Origin of the sequence: Paenibacillus sp. Leaf72, assembly GCF_001422685.1 — a bacterium.
GTDB lineage: Bacteria > Bacillota > Bacilli > Paenibacillales > Paenibacillaceae > Pristimantibacillus.
Map to the genome: position 1 here is coordinate 1,180,289 of NZ_LMLV01000001.1, position 24,893 is coordinate 1,205,181.

Annotated in this window: 18 protein-coding genes; 7 read left to right on the plus strand and 11 right to left on the minus strand. The window is 34.1% G+C overall.

Annotation, left to right across the window (positions count from 1 at the left end; genetic code table 11):
• Positions 1 to 74: 74 nt before the first annotated feature.
• From ASF12_RS05180 to ASF12_RS05190, 3 genes are read right to left on the minus strand one after another with little or no spacing between them, the layout of a single operon-like run.
• Positions 75 to 2,069, minus strand: a complete 1,995-nt coding sequence (locus ASF12_RS05180; protein ID WP_056030442.1) for an ATP-binding protein — start codon at positions 2,067 to 2,069, stop codon at positions 75 to 77.
• Positions 2,070 to 2,078: 9 nt separating this feature from the next.
• A complete protein-coding gene (locus tag ASF12_RS05185) occupies positions 2,079 to 2,609 on the minus strand; it encodes a hypothetical protein (protein WP_056030445.1) in 531 nt (176 codons plus the stop codon).
• Positions 2,590 to 3,870 carry a dsDNA nuclease domain-containing protein gene (locus tag ASF12_RS05190; protein WP_056030448.1) on the minus strand — a complete coding sequence of 427 codons (1,281 nt, stop codon included), beginning with the start codon at positions 3,868 to 3,870 and terminating at the stop codon, positions 2,590 to 2,592. The genes ASF12_RS05185 and ASF12_RS05190 overlap by 20 nt, the downstream gene beginning before the upstream one ends.
• Positions 3,871 to 4,612: 742 nt before the next feature.
• Between ASF12_RS05190 and ASF12_RS05195 the strand changes: the two genes are divergently transcribed.
• Entirely contained in the window at positions 4,613 to 5,791 is a 1,179-nt protein-coding gene (locus ASF12_RS05195; protein WP_056030451.1) for an IS110 family transposase, read from the plus strand.
• Between the two features lie 885 nt (positions 5,792 to 6,676).
• Here the strand turns inward: ASF12_RS05195 and ASF12_RS05200 are convergent.
• The 3 genes from ASF12_RS05200 to ASF12_RS05210 form a co-directional block, all read right to left on the minus strand.
• Positions 6,677 to 6,988 (minus strand): hypothetical protein, encoded by a 312-nt coding sequence (locus ASF12_RS05200; protein WP_056030454.1) that lies wholly within the window; start codon positions 6,986 to 6,988, stop codon positions 6,677 to 6,679.
• 390 nt (positions 6,989 to 7,378) lie between these two features.
• Positions 7,379 to 7,867: a hypothetical protein gene (locus ASF12_RS05205; RefSeq protein WP_056030457.1), complete on the minus strand. Its 489-nt coding sequence runs from the start codon at positions 7,865 to 7,867 to the stop codon at positions 7,379 to 7,381.
• A gap of 392 nt (positions 7,868 to 8,259) precedes the next feature.
• A complete protein-coding gene (locus tag ASF12_RS05210) occupies positions 8,260 to 9,267 on the minus strand; it encodes a DGQHR domain-containing protein (protein WP_056030460.1) in 1,008 nt (335 codons plus the stop codon).
• A gap of 136 nt (positions 9,268 to 9,403) precedes the next feature.
• On the opposite strand from ASF12_RS05210, the gene ASF12_RS05215 reads away from it, so the two are divergent.
• The 5 genes from ASF12_RS05215 to ASF12_RS35165 all read left to right on the plus strand — a co-directional run bounded on the left by ASF12_RS05215 (position 9,404) and on the right by ASF12_RS35165 (position 16,243).
• On the plus strand, positions 9,404 to 9,763 hold the full coding sequence (locus tag ASF12_RS05215; RefSeq protein WP_046234901.1) for a helix-turn-helix domain-containing protein: 360 nt from the start codon (positions 9,404 to 9,406) through the stop codon (positions 9,761 to 9,763).
• 1,308 nt (positions 9,764 to 11,071) lie between these two features.
• Positions 11,072 to 12,049 carry an ABC-three component system protein gene (locus tag ASF12_RS05230; RefSeq protein WP_056030467.1) on the plus strand — a complete coding sequence of 326 codons (978 nt, stop codon included), beginning with the start codon at positions 11,072 to 11,074 and terminating at the stop codon, positions 12,047 to 12,049.
• The gene (locus tag ASF12_RS05235; RefSeq protein ID WP_056030471.1) at positions 12,036 to 12,260 is read left to right on the plus strand and encodes an ABC-three component system middle component 6; all 225 of its coding nucleotides are present in this window, start codon (positions 12,036 to 12,038) and stop codon (positions 12,258 to 12,260) included. The genes ASF12_RS05230 and ASF12_RS05235 overlap by 14 nt, the downstream gene beginning before the upstream one ends.
• On the plus strand, positions 12,254 to 13,975 hold the full coding sequence (locus tag ASF12_RS05240) for a DUF2326 domain-containing protein (RefSeq protein WP_056030474.1): 1,722 nt from the start codon (positions 12,254 to 12,256) through the stop codon (positions 13,973 to 13,975). Before ASF12_RS05235 ends, ASF12_RS05240 begins: the two co-directional genes overlap by 7 nt.
• Before the next feature lie 459 nt (positions 13,976 to 14,434).
• Positions 14,435 to 16,243, plus strand: a complete 1,809-nt coding sequence (locus ASF12_RS35165; RefSeq protein ID WP_056030477.1) for a DUF4365 domain-containing protein — start codon at positions 14,435 to 14,437, stop codon at positions 16,241 to 16,243.
• A gap of 83 nt (positions 16,244 to 16,326) precedes the next feature.
• Here ASF12_RS35165 and ASF12_RS36480 read toward each other — a convergent pair whose 3' ends face one another.
• Both ASF12_RS36480 and ASF12_RS05250 read right to left on the minus strand, forming a co-directional pair.
• Entirely contained in the window at positions 16,327 to 16,392 is a 66-nt protein-coding gene (locus tag ASF12_RS36480) for a hypothetical protein (RefSeq protein ID WP_442952514.1), read from the minus strand.
• 161 nt (positions 16,393 to 16,553) lie between these two features.
• Complete coding sequence (locus tag ASF12_RS05250; RefSeq protein WP_056032850.1) at positions 16,554 to 17,432, minus strand: 5'-3' exonuclease; 879 nt, start codon at positions 17,430 to 17,432, stop codon at positions 16,554 to 16,556.
• 307 nt (positions 17,433 to 17,739) lie between these two features.
• Here ASF12_RS05250 and ASF12_RS05255 point away from each other — a divergent pair, with 307 nt between their 5' ends.
• Positions 17,740 to 18,072 carry a hypothetical protein gene (locus ASF12_RS05255; protein WP_056030480.1) on the plus strand — a complete coding sequence of 111 codons (333 nt, stop codon included), beginning with the start codon at positions 17,740 to 17,742 and terminating at the stop codon, positions 18,070 to 18,072.
• A 484-nt stretch (positions 18,073 to 18,556) separates the two neighbouring features.
• Here ASF12_RS05255 and ASF12_RS05260 read toward each other — a convergent pair whose 3' ends face one another.
• Genes ASF12_RS05260 through ASF12_RS05270 form a run of 3 tightly spaced genes read right to left on the minus strand, consistent with a single transcriptional unit; the run spans position 18,557 to position 24,889 of the window.
• Entirely contained in the window at positions 18,557 to 20,191 is a 1,635-nt protein-coding gene (locus tag ASF12_RS05260; RefSeq protein ID WP_056030484.1) for a deoxyribonuclease IV, read from the minus strand.
• Positions 20,188 to 22,008, minus strand: a complete 1,821-nt coding sequence (locus ASF12_RS05265; RefSeq protein ID WP_056030487.1) for a site-specific integrase — start codon at positions 22,006 to 22,008, stop codon at positions 20,188 to 20,190. The genes ASF12_RS05260 and ASF12_RS05265 overlap by 4 nt, the downstream gene beginning before the upstream one ends.
• A gap of 1 nt (position 22,009) precedes the next feature.
• The gene (locus ASF12_RS05270; protein WP_056030489.1) at positions 22,010 to 24,889 is read right to left on the minus strand and encodes a hypothetical protein; all 2,880 of its coding nucleotides are present in this window, start codon (positions 24,887 to 24,889) and stop codon (positions 22,010 to 22,012) included.
• Positions 24,890 to 24,893: the final 4 nt, after the last annotated feature.

Below are 24,893 nucleotides of genomic sequence, written 5' to 3' on the forward strand. Positions count from 1 at the left end.
TGTACTAACAAAACCATTGCAATTATTCTAGAACGTCTAAAACGCGCTCTAAATTTCCCTCTTGTACAACTCAGTTAATGACCACGATAATATTTAATCAATGGAGGATTTTCAGGATCATCGGGGGTCATATGAAAAACCTTAAGCTTATCATTATTTAGGAAATAACCTTCATATGGCGTCCCATTAGGACTGTAGAATTCCTTATCAACCATAATTAATTGTTTATCCTTAAGTTCACTCGTAAAGAGCATATAAATTAAATTATAAAAACCTTCAAAGATATCTTTATTTTCCCTCTCACTAATATTCTTCATAGGAGTATCTATCATCAAAAATGAAGGTAGATTAATATTTTTTCTAGCAGCTAAACGATGAATAGCAAGAATATAACAGCTCTTAAAAATCGTCTTTTTTCCGCCACTACCTAAATTAGCAAATTCAGTTGTAAATATTTCATCTTCACCAAAACGTGTTATTCTAGGAATAAAGTCAGTTGTATTGATTTCTAAATAATCTTTTAAATCAATGCCTGGAAATCCAACTAAAGTTAAATTATCGAGGAATAAAGATTTCAGTTCATCCAAATTACTTGCATCTAGCTCAGCATTACGTCTTGCTGTATCTAGCTCAGTTTTTAAACGTTGTTCATCTGCTCCTAAGTTTTCAACTTCTTTATATAACTCAACAATTTTCATGGGTAAAGGCAATAAATTACTTAGTTCTATTCTCCTCCCCTCAAGATTACCGATATGTCTTTCAATATCTCTTGCGGCAGCTAAATATGCTGAATCATATTCTCTCTCCAAATCATTAATTCTCTGATCATTAAATATCTTCTCTTCTGCAATATATACTTTCTCTCGTTCAATTGCTTCTTTTTGCCTTTCAAGTTTATTAATAGATTCTTTAAGTTCAATTTGACGATTTCTTAAATCCAATTGAATGATTTCTACATCATTGTTATGAATATCTTTGGGATGCTCTTGTAAACACAGCTTACAGTTGCTTTCCTCAATAATTCTATCCTCAATCTCTTGGCCACACTGAGGACAACTATGGAAGTCTATTCCCCTTAATAAGTTTTGCGCAATTGTCGACCTGCTCACCTTTAAAGATGCTAAATTATATTCGTTTTGCAATTTTACTCTTCTACTGAGCTGATTAGTTATATCAAGATAAGCAGTAGATAATTGCTCTAAATCCTTCGATTGTTCTCTCGCTTTTTGTTTATATTGTTCTATAACATGTGAATTTTCTCTTACTAAATTATGCCTTAAATTATTCAGTTCTGATCTCCGATTTTCTATTTCCTGTCCTAAACTATGAAGTTCAAACTCTATTTGTGGTGTATCTGCAATATTATTGTCTCTGAGAAAACTATCAATTCTTACTGCAGTTTCATACAGAGTAGACTTTCTGCGTCTAGTTTCAAACAAATCGGTTTCAAGCTGTGCAACATTCTCTTGGTGGAATCCTAAAATTAATCGCATAACATCACGGCTTTTTAACTTTTTAAAATCATGCTCATCTCTTCCAAGATTAAAAAACGAGCTATCAATTGCATCCTGATCTAAATAACAATACCACATCAGGTCTCTGAAGCTTAATCGAATCAAATCAGTGTCTTCTTTTATCTTACTTTTCCTTACTTTCGGTGGATTCATATCGGACAGATAGAATAATAAATCAGATAGCGTTTGAATTTCCGTATTTGGAATAATAGACCTTGAACCTAATGTTTTTTTTGCATTTATAGGAACAATTGCATTTAGCGATTCTTCCGTGTCAATAGGAACCCATGTTACATTAAGCTGATTCGAACCTTTATCACGTGATAAGAGTACATGCTTCCCATTAATTATCAAATTCAAGTCGGCACCAATAAATTCTTGTTGAAGTGCAGGAGTTTCAACTAGCTCATTGCCTAAGCAATAATCTATCAACCTTAATATGGTTGACTTCCCTGCACCCATTTTTCCATAAAAATATGTAATTGTCTCAGCAAAGTTAATGGTGAAATTTTCTTTTCGACATCTTATAGTTAAATTAGTTATAGTGATATTCATTTTTATTCCTCATCTCAATGTTAATTCCGTAAGAGCTGTCGACAGTAGACTATCTAGCTTTATTGTTGATAGTGCTAAAATATTAGTCTTTATCGCCTTACTTTGTATATGCATATTTTTAAATTCACCAAAGGACAAAATATCATTATAGAGCGATAGCCCTTTTGAAGTCTGATATATATCTAAAGATTTCTCTCGTAGTTTCCAATCAATCAAAGATTTCGCATTAAGAAGAACCATTAATTTTCTAAAGTTGGAACTCCATGGGCTAAATCTAAATGATAATATATTTGTCTCAATATTATTCATTTCGGCTTCTGTGATATGTATATCCTTCTTTTTATTCAAATTAGTTAATACACTATCTAACGCAGACGGATATTTCAATAAAAAATCCATCTTAGCTAATTTTACTAATTCAATCGTTATCTTATCGTTCTTATTTCCGATAAGTGTATAAATTAAAAGCAAGGCTCGAATATTATCTAGATCGTCTCGTTCATCAAGAATAATGATCTGCTCAATTAGTGACATCGACATTGTTCAACCAACCTCCTGGTGGCTCTTTACTGAAAGCTACTTTACATTCGTTTGTAAGTACACCAACTAACCCTTTTAATATCTCATATGGGCATTCAAACACATCTTTGGTTCTATTTATAGCTACTTCCCTCAAACGATCCTCAACTGAATGAAGCATTTCAGCGCCGTAAGGTGAATCTTCTTTTTTACATCTTGATTTTGCCTCAATGGATTGATTAAGGACAATTTTTTTAATTTGTTGAAATTCTCTTAAATACTCTTGTTGATTATCAGCTTTAATGCTGTTAGTTAAAAAATAATCTTCTGCGTCAGTTCGTAAGTCATCCATAATCTCGATTTCTTCAAAATCAATAAATCCTGAAGACATCTTACGTTTTAAAAGTTGATTAGATTTGGCTATCGTAATATCTGCTGCATTTGATCTCGAACTCAAAAAAAGATTCTTATTAAAATTTTCTTGCACGATCCTATCAACAGCTAACTTAGTAATTCGTTTGGCATTTATTTCTTCCGCTACTGAATTTATTCTTCCAGTTGCAAGTTCTGCATAATCATATATTCCATTTTCCAGAAATCTTGAAGAAGCAAAGTAAACTTTCTCGCATAATCTTCTATGAATAACTCTTAATTTTTCAATACTGGCTCCATTACATTGATGCACTTTCCCTAAATGATCATTAATAATTTTTGCATCGATATCATCTAACCCAGGACCTACCATTGTTTTTATCTTTTTGATTGTAGTTAGAACAGTCTCAATTGAGAGTTCTGATTCTTTTACAAGTTCATCTATGTATTTCCGGAGGTCACGTGGCTTAATATCTGATATTAGTGACGTATTCGTTACTTGATTTACAAGATTAATTAAACTTTTTGCAGAGTCATCATCACGAAATGAACAATTTGAAATAATCGTAAAGTTGGAGAAGGAATTCTCAAAATCAGCTTCTAGTTTTATAAATCTTAGTAGGCTCTTTTTTATTGCAGGATCCCTTAATTCAAATGGGCCATCTGAAACTTGTCTTGTTTTTACTTGTAATCCATCATAATTACCATCTTCCCTTACAGCTAAAATGTCTTCATGATGTTCACAATATAGTTCTTTATATGGAATATTACCTGCGAACATTTCAATAGCAATCAATACAGTAAAAGTATGTTGATATCTAAATCTTTTCTGAGTTTCATCCCCTGGATCATTAGATAAGGTCGTAAGTAGAGGGTCTTTTGCACTACTATCATAATTTCTCTCGATCATTCACTTTCCTCCTGCATTTATAGTAACCAGTAGCAACTCTTCAACTTCAGTATAACAGACCTATTTTGTCGAATGTTGGAGTATTATGTCATAACAATATTTGTTCTCCTCTTTTTCGAACTTAAAAATAGCCGAAAGAGACTTACGGAATTTCATAGTTATTACAGAAGAATCCATTATCAAGGAAATTAGCGGTAATACTGTGCTGAAACCAGTTTTTAATTGACAGATTGTAATATGAAGTGCGACACCTAAAAATGACCCATGACCAATTCGTAAGTAGAATGAAGTTACCACACTACCCCTACACAGGAGAATCAGGAGTCATGAGCTGCAGCAGCGCAGTGACCAGGTTGGCGCCGTGTCGCTCGGGACCGGATCGGAAGAACCAAGAGCATGAGCTTCAGTGTAGGCGTCCGGGCACGACCTTCACCGATGCGCTACTCGAGAGCGGCTTGCCCGCCAGTCTATAACTGTATTATTACGTTCTAATACTTTATTCGTATTATTAGGTCAGCCAGAGATTTCTGGTTGGCCTTTTTTCTTAGGTGTCATATGATGGCGGTAAGCCGGGAGAACGTATACTTTATTGGGGCAAACCCCGTGGTGAAAACAGTTCTCCCACTTCCTTCCAATGACCATGTTTGAGCTGGTAGAGACAAGGATCTCGCATCACAAGCGAAGCTATGGGTTTGGAACCATCATGGGAAGTGCCGGCAATTTATGAAATGGGGAGCGTATTATGGAACCAGTCGTAGGGTTGGATGTGTCAAAAGGAATCAGCGTTGTACAGGCTTTTGTTAGGCGGAATGAGCCTTATGCAAAACTGGAGTGTATCAAACATGAGGAAAGCGGCTTTAAACGGTTAGGAGAATTACTTGATGAACTGGAAGAGCTCTCGGGGATGGAGCCCGTCATCGTTATGGAAGCCACCGGTCATTACCATAGAGGGTTGGTCGCCTATCTTGTACGAGGAACTTACAAGCATTATGTGATTAACCCTCTGCAATCTAAACGCGCTAGAAGCACACAACTACGAAAAGTCAAAACCGATGCTGCGGATGCATGGCACTTAGCTGACATGTACTATCGGGGCGATGTAAAGCCACATCGTACATGGGATGAGCAGTATACGGATCTGCAGCATGTAACAAGGCAGCATGAGTTTATAACCTCGATGTACGTACAGGCGAAGCTAAATACGAGAGCCTTACTAGATCAAGTATTTCCCGCCTATGAGTTGGTATTCCGCAATCTGTTTTCCGCTACGGCACTTAAGGTATTGCAGTGTTGCCTGAGCAATGAGAATGAAGATGTGGAAAATATTATGCTGAAGCAAGTTGGGAAATCACATTCAAAGACCTGGATTGGAGAAAAAGCAGCGCAGTTGAGACAGGTCTCACTAAATGGTTCCATCGAGAAAAGGAGTTCATCGCAAAGTATAGCTCTGGCAGGAATGGTATGCCTCTTAATTGAATTTCAAAACCAATTAAGCAGGTTAGAAGAGCAGATTGAAGATGTTTCCTCCAAGTTACTAGAGGTGGAACTAGTAAAGACCATTCCAGGCATCGGCAATAAACTCGCAGCAGCGATTATAGCGGAAATCGGTGATGCACGTCAATTTACAAACGCCAAACAGCTAGTTGCCTTTGCTGGGCTTGATCCTGGTGTCTATAGTTCGGGTAAGTTTACAGCTACCAGTAACCGAATAACAAAGCAAGGTTCAAAAAGACTTCGAAGAGCTCTATTTTTAGCGGTTCAATGTGGGCTGCGACGCGGAGCTAACAATCGTTTGAAGCTTTATTACGATAAGAAAAAGAAAGAGGGCAAGCCCTACAAGGTGGTTGTGATTGCTTGCGCCAACAAGCTTCTCCATCACGTCTACGCCATCCTCATCAAGGGTCAGCCCTACCAAAACTAAAATCCAAATTTCCCCACACCTTCACGTCAATGAAGGTTTATTTGTAATGCATAAAAAGTATAACAGCATTTTAATTATTAACCAAGTCTCAAGTACTTGACATCTATTAGCTGGTTTTCAGTCTAGTACTTCATTTTTTTGACACTTGATATAGATTCTGGTCAATTCTTATGTAGTGTTTTAAAAATTTCTATGTTTGTCCACCTTCCGTGGGGCATTACATTAATAAAATAATCTTTATTAAAATCAACTCTTTAGGCTATATCCGCCAACTTCTACTCTTGCTCTCGGATGAATTTCTAGGGAGCCGAAATCATATCTTTTCGGTTGTCTTCCTGGCACTTGTCTATACCAGAGAAAACGGCAGTTTAACAAATATTGTCCTGCTTCCACTAGTAATAAGGTATCGTGGGTGATACATAGATTGGGTTCTTGTCTTGATAAGCCGAAAACTCGACGCCACTAATCTCTATTTTCCGAGTGATCGTGAGCTTGATATCGAATAGCTCAGCTTAACCCCCGGTAATTCCAAAGGAATTTTCATCTTAATATTGAAATCAAACTTATCTTCATTGCAGCATCACCATGGCTACCGGCCACTTTCTATGAATTTACATACTTAGAATTCGATTACATAAGAAATGACGGTCTCCCGTAAATAGCTGGTCTCTGATAAATCACTGTAACTTCACGATCCATCTCACCATCCATACCCGGCGCAATTAATTTGAAATGTGTGGTATCTTCACTTTTATTATCATCTCGATCATTTTTATTTTTATCCCTTTCCTACTATCTCCAATACTTTTTCATAATGAAGCACCAGGTTAAGGTACGCTCTGATTATTCTCAATATCACTCAAGGTACCGAACCATTCTTGAAATTTAAAAATCAAGTTCCTTAACGATGAATGTACGCCATGTATTATCTATTTTAATAAGTTTGATGTACCCTAGTTCACGCAGATCTTTTTTAAATTGATCTATCATTTCCAAGCCCATATGATCTGGTTCATCCTTATATACATAATTAAGCATTAATCGTGATGAGGCTTTGCTCCATCCTTTATTATCTTTTATAGAATCTTCTAGTATATAATTATAAGTATTAATTAAATATGATCGATAATTAGCAGTAGGATCGTCACGTTTACTTCTTAAATACTGAATCCTATCTTCCTTTGTTTTTTCATCCATTTTTTAAATCTCCTTCCTAACTGCTCTTCTTATCGGAACTCTTTATAGCTTCTATCTTACGTTATTATTCTGCTATTTGCATACTTCCTCATAAACCTTCAGATTACCTAATTGCTTAAAAGCTATAACTTGAGCACAGCTTGACTCGTGCTTTGGATACATATTAAATGAGAAGTTCTTTATTCGATATGTGGCTGGTCGAAGGATTTAATGAGCTCATCTATATTGCTAATATCCGTACTCCTATCTTAAAGCACTTTGTAGTCACTTTAGTCATATTCAATAACATTAAGTTGTTCTGTGTAGAAAATAAAGTAGACAGCAATCAATTGAGTGCCGACTGCTGTCTACTTCATTATGCTAACTCCGCAGATGCATTGTAATTACATGTTATTGAAAATCATCTGTCAGATCTAGAACTCGATTGCATATGTCACACGTCACCTTAATAATAATACCTAATCCAGTGGGTATGAAGATATATGCGAATTTCGCTTCTGTTGCATCAGTTGTATGACAAGAATCCCATTCTTTTATTTTTTGCAGCATGGATTCTGTAAGCTCAAATGCCATAGTACTCTTCCATTTTTCTTGTTTGGACTTTAACTTTATCAACCGTTCGTGAAGAGGGCCCACTTTAATATAATTTGGATTCTTTAGGTTGTCTTCTTCTCGTCTTATAGCTCGTTCAAATTCATCAATTAGTTTTGCAAACTCGCCTACATTTGGCTCAAGTCCAAATATGCGTTTCATCTCTCTATAATGTCGAAAAAAAACCAACTTTGCTTGTTCATCATGGTAACCTAGAAGATTGAGATGTGCAATAACACCTTGTGCATAATGTTTAGCCATTATTCTTCGATTGTTCATTCGGGGCATAATTGAATATTCTCCCTTCCATTTAGATTACTCATTCTCCATGAACGTTAATATCTGAGGTCAAAATTAACTGGAATATTTAGTACTTTGATATTGCGTGTTCCGTAGTTATTTCGATAACTTTTTAAATCCCCGAAAGTGCAAGCTCAACAGTAATTTATTTGAACGGGAGTAAGCAAGCAATTCTGAACCGAATTAGCCGCTCTAAAGAAAAAAGCATCCCGAGTGGGACGCCCAATTTTTTGTGAATTCCCTCATAACCAAAGAAGTATTATAAGTCATTATCTTATGTTGTTTTTCAACCTGTATGACAGTGAATATAAAACGGAACAGTAACATTTGATTCATTTATTGTTTGGTAAATTCGACGATAAATGATTGATTCTCTTTTTTTAATCCTTATTTTCAGGCTCCATAAATTCTCTTAGTTCAACAGCAAGCTGTTTAGAACCACTCATTCCTTTTACATATTTCAAGCGCCCATCTGCTGACCAGTCAATTTTATTTTTTATTTTTGATACATATTGCTTGATCACTTTAATATCTATATGTCTTTTATTTTCAGTTAGAGATTTTGCAATTAAATGGCTGCCAGCAATAGAAAATGCGTCGATACAAACAATATGAGTTAGCTTACTTCCTTTATAATCTGCCCACTCATTAGGAAAATTTGCTTGTAAAGCACTGTAATATTCAATTGCTGCAATTAGTTTTTCTTGCTTTTGCAAAGTAGATATTCTTGACGTAAGCAAATTAACTGTTCGATATAAGTTCTGTAAAGTAATGTGGCGACCTTTACTTCTTTTTCCGATAATGCTTCCCTTTTCATAAAATGGACTTTCTCTTCTTATTAAGAGCTCCGTTGCAATCCAACTTACGTCATCTGTATCTCTCCGTAAATATTTACTTAATGATGATCCAATCCCTTTTGCTTTCGTATTAATCGTATCAAATAATTGGATTTCCTCATCTTCATCTAAATAATGAAACGACAAAAAAGGAATATTAATCTCTGACTGAGTTTCTTGAATATACTGCTGGATTCCACCAATACGATGTTGCCCGTCCATAAGCGATGCTTTCGCTTTACAAACTAATCTACCTAAAGATGGTCTTTGTTTATCGTAACTACTGAATTCCCAATTTCCACCCGCATTTATTAAAATCGGTGTAAATAAAGAGTCCGAACCTTTTGATAGATACATGGCAAAATCACTACATCTTGATGCATCTACAGGACGTTGATACCCTTTTCCTGATGGGTGATCGTATGGTTTTACATAGGTTAAATTAAGCGCAATTGAGGCTGACATATAACTCTGATAGGTAACTTTACCGCGCATTTTACTCTGTATTACGTTTTCTATGACTATTGGATTAAGTATTGTCGTAGATGTCATTGGAGCGGCTCCTTTAGTTTTAATATCACGTCCAATAATATATGTTATTTTAGTTATTTTCAACATGAAATATATAGAATTACTATGTTCAAATTAGATGTGATGTTTCCTACTCTATTTAAGAGGAGGAATGACTATGATAGAGTTAGCAAAATTTATTGGTCAAAGAATACGTTCACATAGAAAAGCACGTGGAATCACTCAAGAACAACTAGGTGAAAAAGTAGGAATTCCTCAATCGTATATTGGCTCAATTGAAAAAGGCCAAACCTACATACAGCTTGATACTTTAGAAAGACTACTCGTTGCCTTGGATATAAACCCAAGCGATATATTTTCAACCTACAAAATATCTAACAATGCTAAACGGTTAGAAAAAGAAAAGCATCTAGATGGCCTATATGCGTTATTAATTCAACGAGATACCGAAGAAATAAACATGGTAGAAAAATTTGCGAAAGAGATACTTAAGACAATTGATTTATATAAAAAATAGTTTAATAAAAACAGAAAAGTTATTTCTAAAAAATTATAGTAAGGGTTTCCCCTATAACGTTAGAAATAATAAAACACCTGTATGAGAATGCTTCTATGTCGTAAGATGTGGATGCATTCTCTCACAGGTGTTTTTTATTTGGCAACAAGAGTTAGATACTCCGTGAAATGAAAATGCATGTGCCATACAAATGAGACTAATTGGAGCCCCTGCAACGGGGATCACAAATAAGCTTGGGATTAAGAATGTGACACAACTTAAGATTTGGATGGCGTGGTATCCAAAGAGCATACTCCACTGGCACGAGCAGGCTGTCGGCAAGCAATACAGCTTTGGTAAGGGGCCCGAATTCATTTTTAGAACTTGAACAAGTGAAAGCAAAGAATCGTTTTCTAAGGCATTAATTGGACACGCTAAAAAAGCACACCGAGCTAAAGAGGAGTTATCATTATAGATGGTAATGGCTGTATGGAACCCATTTGAGCGATATTGTGCGTGAAGCAAGCTTATACATGGCTTGGAATTGCTCGTGCAACAAGACCTATCGCTGGAGGGCAACTCATACAGCAGGTCGTGAAGAAAGGTTTACTATACAAGCACATAAATTTCGTTATGTTTTCATTAAAATTACTGATTGGCTTCAAAAGAAATGATCCTGATTTGGCATTGAAGCCCTTCTCGCTATATATTTTTTTGCACATAAGAGACAAAAACAACTGAAAATCCTGCATCTTCAATAGATTATCAGTAAAAGTATCAGTATCAATCTGAAGCTCCCTTTCGAAAACTTGTATCGGATATCACCCACTTACCTTTAAAAGGAACAATCTTATATCTATTGAGTATCTTAGACTTGTATAACAATGAAATCTTGGCTTACAGTATAGCAGGCAAGCAAGATACGGCATTTTTTTCTTGGTTCTGAAACCCGGACACCCTGCTTCGTAGCAACCAAGAAAGATACTGCACGTCTCAGGCATGATAGGAGGATACAGAAGACCAGGAAGCTATAAAGGGAATAGTCCATACAATGATCATATCTCGCAAGGAAACGCCCACTGATACACATGAAAGTATGAAACGTTCAATCTTTCGCTGTTTGATTACGGGTCCTGCTGCTTGAGTTGTAGGGAGTTTTAATACCTGTCTCACAAATGAGTATCAGTCCTCCCCTTTAGTTTGCAGGTGTCTTTTTGCACTTCAACGTCGGATATTGATTTAGGAAATTTCAAAAAACTACTTCAAAATGGATTAAATTAGTGTACAATTTAGTAATAAACTAAGTATTTTCCATGGGAGATTACACTTATGAATAGAGATTTCTATTACTCTTATGTAACTGAGAAAATTGAGGTGTTAAGCTATCGAATTAAAAGTAACGGGAAGCTAAATATACTCAACTTAAATATTCACGCAGAGTTCTTTTATAGAGATTTTTGCCGTAGTATGTTTGACATGCAATTAGAAAATGCAAACATTCTCGACCAAAATGCTGAAGCAATTGATTTAATAGATCAAGTAAACAAAACTATTATACAAGTCTCATCTACTGATACAAAAGCCAAAATTAACACTACTCTTTCAAAAGATATCCTAAAAGAATATAAACAGAAAGGATATACATTAAAATTTCTATTTTTTTCCGATGCTTCAAAACTAAAGAATAATAAATTCACTAATAAACATAATATTAGCTTTAACCCAAAAGTAGATATAATTGATAAAGGTTCGCTATTAAAAGCCGTATTAGAAGCTGGAATAGATAAGCAAAGAGATATTTATGAACTGGTGGCCGCTGAACTAGGAGAAAGACCAGATCCAGCAAAAATAACCTCTAATTTAACTGAACTAATTAAATTACTCTCGAAAGAAGATTTAAAAGTAGCAGAAGAACAGACAGAATTAAATGAATACAATATAGATTGGAAGATTGAATACAACGATCTTTTGAAGGTAAGAAGTATTATTAAAAAGTACAAAATCTACTACTCCAAACTTAATTCACTTTATGCAGAATTTGATAGACAAGGTAACAATAAAAGCATGTCTGTATTCGATAAACTATCTAGATTTTACACAGAAGAAATGCTACTAGATGATTTCAACAATAATCAAAAATTTCTAAGAATTATAAATAGAACTGTGTCATACATTCGAGAAACTGATAATTTCGTTGATTTAGCCGATGAGGAACTTGAACTTTGTGTCTCCATAATAATTGTAGATGCTTTTATTAGATGTAAAGTATTCGAGGACCCGGAGGGATACATTCATGTTACTGCCTAAAGATATTAATCCCGAATTAAGTATTTACTACAACGGATCAATTATTCTTGAACAATTATTTAATAAGAATAATGTTGAACTAATTAGCTTATATAGTGATGTAAAAGCGAAAAGTAATATGTCCTTTTTCACTTTTATTCTCTCATTAGATTGGCTTTATTTATCTGACATTGCGTTTATAACTGAAAGTGGTGAAGTTACACTATGTTGATTAAACAACTTAAAATAGAAGATAATTTCGGTCTCATTCGAGACATTAGATTTCATAAAGGAGTTAACTTAATTGTCGATAATACGGTAGGTGTCACTGAAAAAGAGACTGGAAACAGTGTCGGTAAAACTACGGTATTAACGTTAATTGATTTTTGTCTTGGGGCCGACCCAAAGCTTATTTATACGGATCAAGAAACAAAAAAAGAAATTGAAATAGTAAAAAGCTATTTGATTGAAAACAAGGTTCTGATTACTCTAACACTAACTGACAGCTTTGATGATATATATGCTCGTGAAATTATAATTGAACGAAATTTTTTGAACAACAAACACAAAATAATAAGGATTAACGGAGAGAAAATTAAAGATAAAGAATTCGAGAGTAAACTTGACGATTTAATAATTGGAGATAGATCGGTCAAAAAACCAACCTTTAGAGAAATTATCTCACACAGTATCAGGTATACTGACGATCGTATAAATAATACATTAAAAGTCCTGACAAAGTTTAACTCTCTCCCAGAGTATGAAACTCTTTATTTATATTTATTCGGAATAACTACTACAGATAGATCTCAAATATTTAAAAAAATGAAATCCGAGATTGTATTTAAAAATAGACTCGAGAAGAAACAAAGTAAAACTGAGTTTGAACTATCGCTAGCAATGGTTCAAAACACAATTAATAAAGTTGAACTTAAAAAAAATTCTTTGAATCTCAATCCAAATTTCGAAGAGAATTTAAATGATCTAAACGAAACAAAATATCAAATAAGCCTCATCAGTTCTAAAATTAGCGAATTGAGTATTAGAAGGGATTTAATACATGAAGCTGAAATGGAGCTAAAAGAGGATCAATCGAACATAGATCTTATACAATTGAAGAGGATTTATGAACAAGCTAACAATTTTATCCCCAATCTTCAAAAAACATTTGAAGACTTAGTTTCTTACCATAATAAAATGATTGTTGAAAAGATAAGATTCATCAGCCAGGAGTTACCTGAAATTTATATGGAAATAAATAAATTAAATGAAGAACTAAATATATTGTTATCGGCTGAAGTTGACTTAATAAATAAGGTGACTAAATCCGACACCTTTAGCGATCTAGAAAAAATCATTTCTGACTTGAATGAAAATTACCGTCAAAAGGGTGAAATAGAAAACTCTATTACTCAAATAAAAGAAATTGAAAAAAAAATCACCGACTTAGAAGATGAATTAAAAATTATTGATCACGATGCATTTTCAATTAAGTCTCAAGAGAAAATAAAAAATCAGCTCGTGAAATTCAATGAATTTTTCTCTGATGTATCTAATGAACTTTATAATGAAACATACGGAATAACTTATGGCATCAAAACTGACAAAAAAACAGGGAAAAATGTATATGATTTTCATTGTTTTAACGATAATAATAGTTCAGGTAAAAAACAAGGTGAGATCTTATGCTTTGATTTAGCATATATACTATTTGCAGATAAAGAAGAGATTCCGGTTCTACATTTTATCCTAAATGATAAAAAGGAACTTATGCATATTAACCAATTAATCAAGGTCGCAAAATATATTGAAGGTGATAATATACAATTAATATTTTCGATACTAAAGGATAAACTCCCAAATGAACTAAATACAGACAATCATATTGTGCTTAGACTTTCTCAACAAGATAAACTTTTTAAAATTGAAAATCGTTTCAGACAATAACTCTTAATACCTTCCTATACTCAACTTAACTGGACTTGAATGTTGATATACTGCTTTAGTGAACGCCCATTAGTACTCCAAATTTAGAAACTATGAAACATAACGAGGAATGTGCTGAAGTTTTTCAGCATCATTTGGATTATGACTAACAACCAGAAAGAGCGCTGAACAAACTTTTAGCTCTTTCATGCATTCTACACGCGAATTCTGAAGAGCTCCGAATAAGAAAATCGATTTAAACTTCAAAGAATACGCCATCTGTACAGAAATATTGATGCAGGATGGCGTTTTTATTTATATATTCTGTCTACTTCTTAATAATTGTTCAATCAATTTAATGTGGTGAACTTAGGAATTCAACTGTATAATACTTGGAGAATTAGCCACTCTTAAAAATGCATAAAACCTTTTTTTAGATTTCATATTCGAATATAAAAATTAAGAAAATCGGAGTGCTTTATGACAAAATTATCATCTGTTCAAATTGAAAGATTAGCAGTAGATGCGGTAATAAGTAAGGCTAATCACCCAACAGCTTGTTTAATCCCAAATATTTCGGCTGGAGATAAAGGGATCTCTTTTGATGGAGAGATTATTGTAAATAAGGATAATACAAGCTCTGTTAAATCTTTTATCGGAAAAGTCCCCGTACAAGTAAAAGGAAAACAAGTAACAGAGTTTACAGTTGGAAATCTTATGTACAATCTACAACTTAAACACCTTCATAATTACTATAAGCATGGAGGTATACTATATCTAGTTGTTGAACTTAAATACGATACCTCGAAAATTTACTATAAACATTTACTACCTCAAGAGCTATCAGCCATTTTAAAAATTTATGGTGAAAAGAAAAATCAAGAGTCCAGAATCATTGAACTAAGGGCATTAGAAGAAACTAGTTTGAAAAGCGTATGCCATAAGTTTCTAGAAGTACAGAAACAACAACCCCTCATTTTAATCGAAAGTGCGAAGTATCAAGAGGTTTCATTTGATAGCTACAGCGTGCAAAGTCTAACATACGATCCGTCTAATGAAGCAACCAGTAATATTTTCGATCATGACTTCACTATTTACGGCATTGATCAAGATTTATTAGTCCCTTTAAATTTAGGGCGTATAGCTGAGATAAGGAATTCCGAAGAAACTAAGATCAATTTAGGTGGGAAAACCTATAGTTTTAATGTGAAAACGACAAGGAAAGAACAGTCTTATATAGGAGATTTTGATGATGCTTTCAGAATCGTATATGACAGTAAAACCAATCAATTAACATTTAGTTTGTTAAATTTCGTTTCATTGACTGCACAACTAAAAGCTCTAGAATATATCACCGCTTGGTTCTACGAATCACAGCAGTTTTTGTTGAAAGATAATCCTGGATTGCTACAAAATCCTAAAATCATTCAATGGCTAGAAACAATAAATAGATTGCATGGTCTTATGCTCGATATTCAACGAATATATGTAGCTTTTAATGTCCCTGAGGATCTAATAATTGAGCAACTTGACCCTACTAAGAATATTTTCGAACAATTTGAGTATCTTGTTCAAACTTTTCTTCAAGATAATTTAAATGGTTTCGATATTTTTGAGGAGAATAACTCCCGTATAATTAAGTATAATGTCGGGAATAAGTGTTTTCTGCTTTATTACCAACCAACAGAACAGAAAAAATTAATAAATGCTTTCTCTCCGGAAATTATTACTGCGTTAGTGCAAGTACAAGATAATGAGAGTAACATGTTGTACACGCATAGTTTCTATTTATTTTTAGACTTAGAGTCTTTGTCATATGGAGTAAATCTAAATTTTCAACTTATTAAAGAATCCTTTGACAAGTTTGATCCTTTCGATAATCAGTTAGTTTCTAACATAACAACTGCTTTCTATTTACGATGCATTAAAGCATATGATATTTCAAAACGAGAAGAACTCTTAGATATTGCAGAACATATTTTAGACAAATATTATATAATTTCACCGCATAATCTCTTTTCTTTTGATGAGGCAGTGATCAAAATTAATACCTTACAAATAAAAATACGAAAATCAATTCCTTTTAGCGAAAGTGATATTGAAGTCTTAGTACACTTAAAAAATAAGTTTTTATTTACTGAATATATAGGACTTCATTTCTGTTGCAATGTTTTACTAAAAAACAAAGTTGAAGCAAAGTATACTTATCAAAAATTACCCGTAAATATACAAGAAGAATTTAGCCAATTACCAATCTATACATTGTATGATGAATTGCTAAATGAATAATTATAATATTTCACATTCCAAATCTAATAAGATTAAACATGGAATTTGTTGAGTAAATGCCCTGCCAAACAGCCGGTTTGTTTTCATTGTGGACGATTATTGTTATAAAAATGAATGTATTCTTCAATTCGTCTTTGTGCTCTTTCCACATATTGAATCGATTAAACTCCAGGTGCAGTAACATTTATCGTATAACATATATCTAATTTCATCTTTAATCGGATCTGTCCATAATTTTCGCAAAATGAGTTTAGCCAGGTTAATAACTGGCTAAACTCATTTTGAAAGAAATTAAATTTATGAGTTAAATCTATATAACCTCCAACATATTAATAAGTCCTCTAAATTCCAATTCATCAAATTTTTTAATTGTTGCATCGCGTTGTAATTGCCATATACATTGTTCCAACTCACATTTGATTGGAACATTCAGTCTAATTCGAGCTAAATCTCTAGAAAGATGTAGCATATCCAAATTAGCCTCTATTTTACTTCTAACGCCATTTGGAAGCTTGTCCAAATTCTCAAGGCAGCCTTCGACTGACTTATACTCACTAATTAACTTTAATGCTATCTTTTCCCCAATTCCTTTTACACCAGGATAATTATCTGCAGAATCCCCCATAAATGCTTTTAAATCAATAACTTGCAATGGCGTTAATTGCTTTGTCTCAAAGAGCGTTTTTATATCGTATACTGTGTAATTCGATCTTCCTTTATTCATGATTACAACCTTTACTTGTTCAGTAATCAGTTGAAGCATGTCATGATCTCCTGTCAAAATATACACTTCAGAATTCTCCTGAAGCATTCTTGATAGGGTTCCAATACAATCATCAGCTTCATAACCGGTTATACCAATATTAAGTACACCCATCTCCGCTACGACTTCTTTAACTAATTCAAACTGGGGACGTAGTTCAAGTGGCGCTTCTGAACGATTTTGTTTGTATTGGCTATAGCTCTCATTCCGGAAGGTACTTGCCCCCATATCCCAACAGCAAACTATATGGGTCGGATTAAACTCGTTTATTGCATCGAAAAAATATAACAGAAACCCATAAACAGCATTAGTAGGCAATCCAGCGCTAGTCTTTCGAATATTCCCTGAATAAGATGTAGCATAATAGCCTCGGAAGAGAAGTGCCATACCATCAACCATAAGAACCCTTTTTTTTACCTCAGTCATCATAATTCTCTCAACTCCAAAATAAATTGCAATACGTTTCCAGACATAAAATATGATTCAATGCAGTCTAGCATAACCTTAACAGAACATTAATTCCACAATCAATACACGATTATATATTCAATGTATCCATTCAAAGATTAACACTGTATTTATTACCTTCCTCTAGGGTGAGAAAGCTCACCCTCTATTGTAGCACAGCATATAGATGGGCTACGTGATTGAAAATATTACTATGTTGTTCTTCTGTGATAATGTCACCCCATAACTGTTTGGAAACAATGTGACTATGGGACAGGAGAAAATTATGAATAAACAGATGACATACGCTGAGGAAGCAGCCTTACTGAAAGAACACAAAGAGAGCGAATTGAGCAATTCTAGCTTGAGAGGTATTATATTGAATAACGGACCTAAACAAATCAAACAAGGACGGCTATCACTGTTTCATCAGCCACGCCAGCGCAGAGCGCAAGTAGGTGTGGAGTGGCTCGACGAACGCACTCTAGGATTTGCCCTATATGCAGCCATCAACGATGCTACGGGTATGTCGTTGTCGCGCTCTTCCGGCCTATTGATGCCACGAAGGCTATCCACAGGAACAAGCTCTACAGCACCATTGGGCCTGTACAGTGACTGACAGATCGTCTTTCGTTCACCTAACGACAAGCTCACCGTGGGACAAGAACTCGTCAATGAAAGGAAATCACTTTCCCATTTTAATAAGGCGATGGCCGATTTGAACCTCCTACGGCGGTAAAATCTATGTCTGGGCTAAACTACTCAACAGGGATTGATCGCCAACACAGCCGTGGAAATACGTCAAATGCTCTCAGGCGAGCTGTTCATCTGGGAATTAAGGATAATGACGCTGCTACTCAAGTAATCCATATGACTAGGGCGCTAGCATCCACAAAAGAAAAAGGCGAGTTCTGCGCTCTAACGCAAACCCGCCAACGATTAACCGTGGAAAAACACGTTTGACACAGCTTAACTAAGCGTAATACAAAACCAAACACGTTCCAAAACAAGATGTATTCGCAACATAACACTTATTGAGAGGGCCAATATAAGGACGATACAACTGACATTTTCACAGATGTTTGACATGATTAAAAATATTACTAACCATACATCTCCTCAAAGGGCAACAGAATTTCTCTTCTAATACATTCTATCCAATTTGGATGAATACCAGACTCCTCCAATATCCTTCTTTCGTGACGGTATGCTGGCATCCCACCTATGGAAGGAGTTTCTAGTATCTTTACAGCGTGCTTAAATTCTGATGATTTACATAATTCAGAAAGTGCTTTTACCCCTATCTTGCCCGCACCAATATTAGCATGACGATCCAATTTGCACTTCCTGTCTCCTACCGAGTCATTTATATGAAGCATACCCACCATATCAGTACCTATTAGCTTATCGAATTCCGTCAATACTTCATCAAAACGTTCTTTTATGTCATAACCAGAATCCCACAGATGACACGTGTCTAAACAAACCTTTAATTTATCGTTGTATTTAACCCCATCCAATATACTAGCCATCTCATAAAAATTCCGACCGAGCTCAGTTCCTTTTCCTGCCATATTCTCAATTACAACTTTAACATCTTGTTCCCTAGTAATTACTTCATTTAAAGATTCAATTAATAGTTTGATACCAGACTGGTAATCATTCATCCTAACATAACTTCCCGGATGAATCACTAGTTGGTCAGCGTAGTAGTAATTATCTGCAATTTCGATCTGTTTTTTCAGCAACTTTACTGATTTGGCGACGATCGTCTTATCCTCCAGATTGGATAGATTTAAACGTAAACTCGAATGTAAAGTTAGTATAAAATCGGGATGACATTTCTGTTTAATTAACTTGATACCTTCGCGTAGTTGTAATTTGGGTAAGTGCACGCTATTAAAATAATTAACAACCTCAGTAGATAAATAAATCATCGCACTTTTCAAATCCAGATACTCACATTGTTCCACTACCCTGACTAAATTATTATCTTGAAAAGCACCGCCAATTAGAGGAATCTCTTCTGTTTTTGGTTTATCCATAATATTAGGGGTTGATATAATTTTCTTACTCTTTTCTTGAAGCTTTTCAATGAACAAAACTTTAGGGTCCTTTGCTTTTTGTTGCACCATAGAATTAGGGTTTTCAATAACTTTCAAGGATGGCGGGTAAAATTTTATAGCTGAATCCTGCATTTTTAGAATTATATTTTCATCTGAGTGATAATAAATACTATTCGCTGATAAAGCTAATAATTGATCAGATTTAACAGTGTAGAAATCCACATCGTCCATTAATTTATTATTTTCTACTTGTAGTTTAGTTACCTCTTTATTTAGTTTAACAATTCTTAAATGTAGTTTTTCATTTTCTTTCTCAAACTTCAGTTTGTCTTTCGAAAGAAAATTCATCATATCAAAATCACGTTGCAATTGATTCCCCAATTTGCGAAGAGCTTGTGGGTCATTTTGACAATCTTCAATTAAACTCAAAATGTTACGTGCTTCTACGCATTCACGTTCCTCTATTTGAACTTTTATAAGTTTATTTTTCTTTTCTAGTTCAAATTTATCATTTATACGCCCTAAAATCGTCTTACGATCCACTTTAATATTGTGCTGCCGTTCTAACCACATTTTAAAATTATAAGGATTGATTTTTAGAGGAAATGCTTGCTTGTACTCCAAAAAGAAAGCTTCCAGCTCTTCCTTAGTTAGTTTTTGCTTGGTCTTCAAAACTTTCCTCCTCGGTATATACGTTCATATTTTTTCAGTTTCGCATTAATTGTTGCCTGTTGGAATTGCAACTCCCTAATCTCTTTTGCCATTTGTTTTAACCTAGCCATTTCCCAAGGATCTTCTTCTGTATTTTTTTCGAAATTAAAGTTCATTTTGCTTGCCATTACATTCAAAACATCTATTATTTCAAGCATTCGATCTTGGATATAGGAAGAACGTCTCTCATAAAACTGTTTAATTTCAATATTAAAATCCTCAGGAGAGAGATACGAGTTAGGACAATTTGTACACTCTCCCTCAAAAGAACATTTAGAAGGATCTTGTAAACATCTAATTAATGCTTCTCCATGTTGGCCAACAATGGGAAGTTTGGTGAGGTCACTATCTAATTGAGTTGAATTAAAAGTAGATTGCTCGACACGTCCATCCATTACTTCTAACCATTTTTCCAAATCGAAATATCCACTCTTATTTATTAAAGCCTTTGTTTTTAACATCTTTTCTTCGAGCAAAGCAATCTCTGACTGTGCAAACCATTTTCCATGCCTCAGATACTTTTCTTGCGTGGAAATATCTTTATGCCCGGCTAATCTTGCAATTGTAAGGGCTGATAATCCTCTCATTCTCATTTGGTAGATAGTAAAGTGTCTGGTATCTCCGAGCTTGACCCTATCAAGAGTTCTGGGTACAAAACGTCCCTTATCATTAAACTCTTTTATCAATAAATCGGGGTAATCCTCATAGATAACTTCATAAAATAGCTTTAAAAGGCGCAGCAAATGCAATTCATTAAAAAATATTGATGTTACTTTGTTATAATCGATAGATACTCTCGAGTATCTATCTTCAGTTTGTAGCATCTGAAGATACGTTGTGAATGAACATAATTGATTTACAGATGAACGATGATACGGGTTAGAAAGTTCTATATACCGATTAATATCGTTGTAAAGCTCCTCGGAAATAGGTAATTTATTTTCAATCTTGAGGCTATTAGATATCGCATTCTCGTCTTTTATACGTTCAACTTCTAACACAAAACGATTTCCTTCTTGTTGTGCGCAATCACGTTTTAAAAGAAGAAATTCAGTAGGGCGTATTGGGATGATGTTGCTTATTTTCCACCAAAGAAATAATGGGTAATAAGTAAGTAGCCTTATGGGATGGTTCTCCGCTGCTTCTTTTTCACAAAGTTGCTTAAATTCAGTTAAAGCATCATTAAAAATTAGAACGTCTGCGTAGCTTGGCAATGTACGAGATTGTTGAGGAATATCTAATGTGTCAATCGCATGAGTAATAATTTTTCTTAATTCTTTTAAATGTTCGTTCCAATTACTAAAAATTAAAAACGAATCCCAAGCATAGGCAATAATTTGAATAGATTTCTGGGGGCGAGGTTTTTCGCGAGATTCAAAATACAAATAAGTTTTAAATCTCTCAGTTGTAATTTTCGAGTTGTCTAACTCATGTCTGGTCAGAAATAAGATAATTTTATTAAACATTTTACAGACATAAGTTGCTTCAGTAGTAGTTAGTTTAATTGTTACAAAGGCACGTAGAATTTCTGTCTGCAGAGGGTCTTGAATCTGGGCAAAATTAAAATACGCGTTTTTCTGTCTAACCGTATTACGTTTGACTACCCATTGATCCTCATGATAGCTTCCTTTAACAATAGTCTTTTCATGAACCAAGTCATTAAATATTCTTTTATAATCATCTATCTTTTGCAAATCAAAAACCGTATTTACTTCCTTGGCCAATACACTGATTTCATTTAATTTTTTCACCTTTACTTTTGCAACTAAACCTCTCATTTTACTCCCCCAATAAAGTTAATTCGTACTCCATCATCCTTTTATTTTTTAGCGCCAGCTCTAATGTCTCCATGCTCTCATGATAGTGTGGTATTAATGCAAGCGTTACTTCCTCTCCAAGTTCCTCTGTTGCCTCTTGTACCAGCTTTAATAGTCTGTAAATCCATATAAACTCCTTTTGCAATTGACCCAGGTGACTAGCTAACGCCATTCTTGTTACTCTTTCTCTTAATTCATTTCCGATACTGATTAGAATTAAATCCTCAGGCAATAAAAAATCACATCCCTTACAACTAGAATTTAACGGAAATGGGCAGTGGTCCACTCCACCAGCGAGACATTGAGCATCACGTATTTTAGCAGGCATTTCTCCTCTAACTAGTGCTGAAATACATGATCGAAACTCCTCTTCATCAATTTGACAGATATCCTGTTTGATGATTTTTATTGCTAAATTTACTTTTTGAGTCTGTATTGTATTAATCATTGTGGCGAACTGCTCTGCTCCCGTGATACCATTCAACACTTGATCCATTGAATCTATCATTTTTGTTTTATTCTCATAACTGTCTACAGGCTTAAATCCACATAAACTAATGATGGACTCAATTAACTTTAATTTTGCCCCGCCAAAAAAGGTTTCATTACACAAACTTACAAGTAAATTACTCCACGGCCCATCTTTTAATTGTGCAATATAATGCTCAATCATTGTATTACCTAAACGTGCATGCCCACGTGAAGCCTGTGTCAAGATTAAGGAAGAATTGGAGTTCTTTCCATCCTCAGCAGCTTTGTATAGCAAGCGACTCATAAATGTGTTACATAATGATGAAGATGAAATAGTATTTAAATCGGAATTTGTAAGATGAGACAAAGATCTTTTAATAAATCTTCTAATGCTTACTGTGCGAATAGGACCACAAACACCACGCATATCGCATATTAAATGTTTGTATCCATTCTCATGCATATGAAGCGTACAAAGAGTAATAGCAGTCATTAAAACAATAAGGTGCGATCTCTTAACTGAGAAATTCAATTCCTTACCTTCTCTAACACGATCGTTATATTTCGACTTATTTGCTCTTAAGTCTGTGTAATGATACTGACTACGTATACGGTATGCTTCGTCTAATGATAATCCTTGATTCAGCACATATGTAAAATCTACAATACCACCGTCCTTTCGAATAAATTTTAAATCTGGAATTGCCAAGTTCGCCTTATCTCCTGATCTCCATCCTATCGAAAAGTGTAACAATAAAAATAACCAATTCATTGCATATAATCTATTAGAAACAGCCTGAGAAAGATGCATCTGAATATTAATCAAATTAGCTTCAATCTCAATGTATGTTTCTTCACTCACAATTAACGGATTTGAATTCTTATTAATTTTAACAATTTTCCAACTCACATCACCAAACTTACACTTTTCTTTATTAATCTTTAAAACATATCGCAAAAATTGCTGAAATATACTAATATTCTTACCGGTTAATAGTTTCATTTGTTGATCAATTTCTTCATGCGAGTATAACCAAATATTTTGACGTATAGGTAACAATTCATTTTGATCATTACCGCTAATTGATGTACAGAGTTTTTTGATAAAATTCGAGTAATTTCTTCCTTCTTGATGAAACCTGCTATGTTTTACACTCGTCTTCATTTTATTTAAAGCAAATTCGCAATACATTTCGAATGTTTTCTTTACAGATAGATCTATCTCGAATTCCGAAATAGAACAAAGAAATACATCTTCAGCATTCTTAAAACTTTCATAAGGAGTTCTCAAATAAGGGTCTTGATTTGCTAACGATATACATCGATCCACATCTGCCTTAAGTAACAGCTTTTGCAACACGTCTGAATCCGGGAGAACAACGAGTACTTGCTTTATTCCTTTCTCTTTGTTGTGTTTGAACAAGTTATTTGCAACCAAATTATCATACTTCGCACATAAATCCTTATGCGTATAATAAATATCTTGAAGTTTTCTTATTGAAATTTTATATTTATCTACCTCTTGTCGTGTAACAAACCATTCGTTTTTGAAATCATATATAAACAATTCTCCAAGTTGGCCTGAACGTATGAGACCCATGGTGTATTTTCTTCCAATTTTCAGCTCATCTGCAGCTTCTACTGCTGATAAACAATCATTTTTTAAAAATTCTATATAGGATTGATACTTATCAACTGACTCTTTTGTAAATAAGAAATTATAAAACAAACTACTCTGACCTTGTAACTTGTCTTTTCTCATGAGCATGTTTATACCTTGCCAGTTAATAGAAAGCTTTAACATCGTTTGCTCAAATGTATAGTAATTTGAAGTATCAAAGTTTTTATCAACAATCCACTCCTCTACTAACGACTTACTAACAATGTAACCATGTAATATATTCTTTCGAATATAGATATGATCTAAATGACGAGAAATATGTTTTTCAAGTGTTCCATAGCTCAATTGAAGGTACTCACATATGTCTGATATTGTAATTTCGAGTGCTGAGTCATATTTCGACTCACTCAATGCACTGAGTATTACATTCTTTGAAATAATTTTTCCGTAAAAAGGATTGTTAATCACTTTGTTAGGTTCTGCTGAAATCAACCTATTAAATGAATATTCATGAATATTCAACATTTCTTTCGCTTCCTTTAAGGTGATAAATACATCCCAATTCACTGAGGAAGCATACTGAATGATTTTTTGTTCATTCAAATAATTTATACCTTTTATTTTTCTAAATTTAATTTCAACCTCATTTTTAATAATTATTCTTCTAAATTTAAATTCGCTAATCCCAATTATTGCTGCAGCCAGCTTTGTGTTAATATAACACTCATTTTCAATCACAATTTTATCCATGCAA

What these genes read in the sequence shown, in the direction of transcription:
- ASF12_RS05195 (WP_056030451.1), top strand. Translation starts at nt 4,613, where the DNA reads ATGGAACCAGTCGTAGGGTTGGATGTGTCAAAAGGAATCAGCGTTGTA.
- ASF12_RS05200 (WP_056030454.1), bottom strand. Translation starts at nt 6,988, where the DNA reads ATGGATGAAAAAACAAAGGAAGATAGGATTCAGTATTTAAGAAGTAAA.
- ASF12_RS05190 (WP_056030448.1), bottom strand. Translation starts at nt 3,870, where the DNA reads ATGATCGAGAGAAATTATGATAGTAGTGCAAAAGACCCTCTACTTACG.
- ASF12_RS05185 (WP_056030445.1), bottom strand. Translation starts at nt 2,609, where the DNA reads ATGTCGATGTCACTAATTGAGCAGATCATTATTCTTGATGAACGAGAC.
- ASF12_RS05205 (WP_056030457.1), bottom strand. Translation starts at nt 7,867, where the DNA reads ATGCCCCGAATGAACAATCGAAGAATAATGGCTAAACATTATGCACAA.
- ASF12_RS05230 (WP_056030467.1), top strand. Translation starts at nt 11,072, where the DNA reads ATGAATAGAGATTTCTATTACTCTTATGTAACTGAGAAAATTGAGGTG.
- ASF12_RS05210 (WP_056030460.1), bottom strand. Translation starts at nt 9,267, where the DNA reads ATGACATCTACGACAATACTTAATCCAATAGTCATAGAAAACGTAATA.
- ASF12_RS05250 (WP_056032850.1), bottom strand. Translation starts at nt 17,432, where the DNA reads ATGACTGAGGTAAAAAAAAGGGTTCTTATGGTTGATGGTATGGCACTT.
- ASF12_RS05235 (WP_056030471.1), top strand. Translation starts at nt 12,036, where the DNA reads ATGTTACTGCCTAAAGATATTAATCCCGAATTAAGTATTTACTACAAC.
- ASF12_RS35165 (WP_056030477.1), top strand. Translation starts at nt 14,435, where the DNA reads ATGACAAAATTATCATCTGTTCAAATTGAAAGATTAGCAGTAGATGCG.
- ASF12_RS05215 (WP_046234901.1), top strand. Translation starts at nt 9,404, where the DNA reads ATGATAGAGTTAGCAAAATTTATTGGTCAAAGAATACGTTCACATAGA.
- ASF12_RS05270 (WP_056030489.1), bottom strand. Translation starts at nt 24,889, where the DNA reads ATGGATAAAATTGTGATTGAAAATGAGTGTTATATTAACACAAAGCTG.
- ASF12_RS05180 (WP_056030442.1), bottom strand. Translation starts at nt 2,069, where the DNA reads ATGAATATCACTATAACTAATTTAACTATAAGATGTCGAAAAGAAAAT.
- ASF12_RS05255 (WP_056030480.1), top strand. Translation starts at nt 17,740, where the DNA reads ATGAATAAACAGATGACATACGCTGAGGAAGCAGCCTTACTGAAAGAA.
- ASF12_RS05265 (WP_056030487.1), bottom strand. Translation starts at nt 22,008, where the DNA reads ATGAGAGGTTTAGTTGCAAAAGTAAAGGTGAAAAAATTAAATGAAATC.
- ASF12_RS05240 (WP_056030474.1), top strand. Translation starts at nt 12,254, where the DNA reads ATGTTGATTAAACAACTTAAAATAGAAGATAATTTCGGTCTCATTCGA.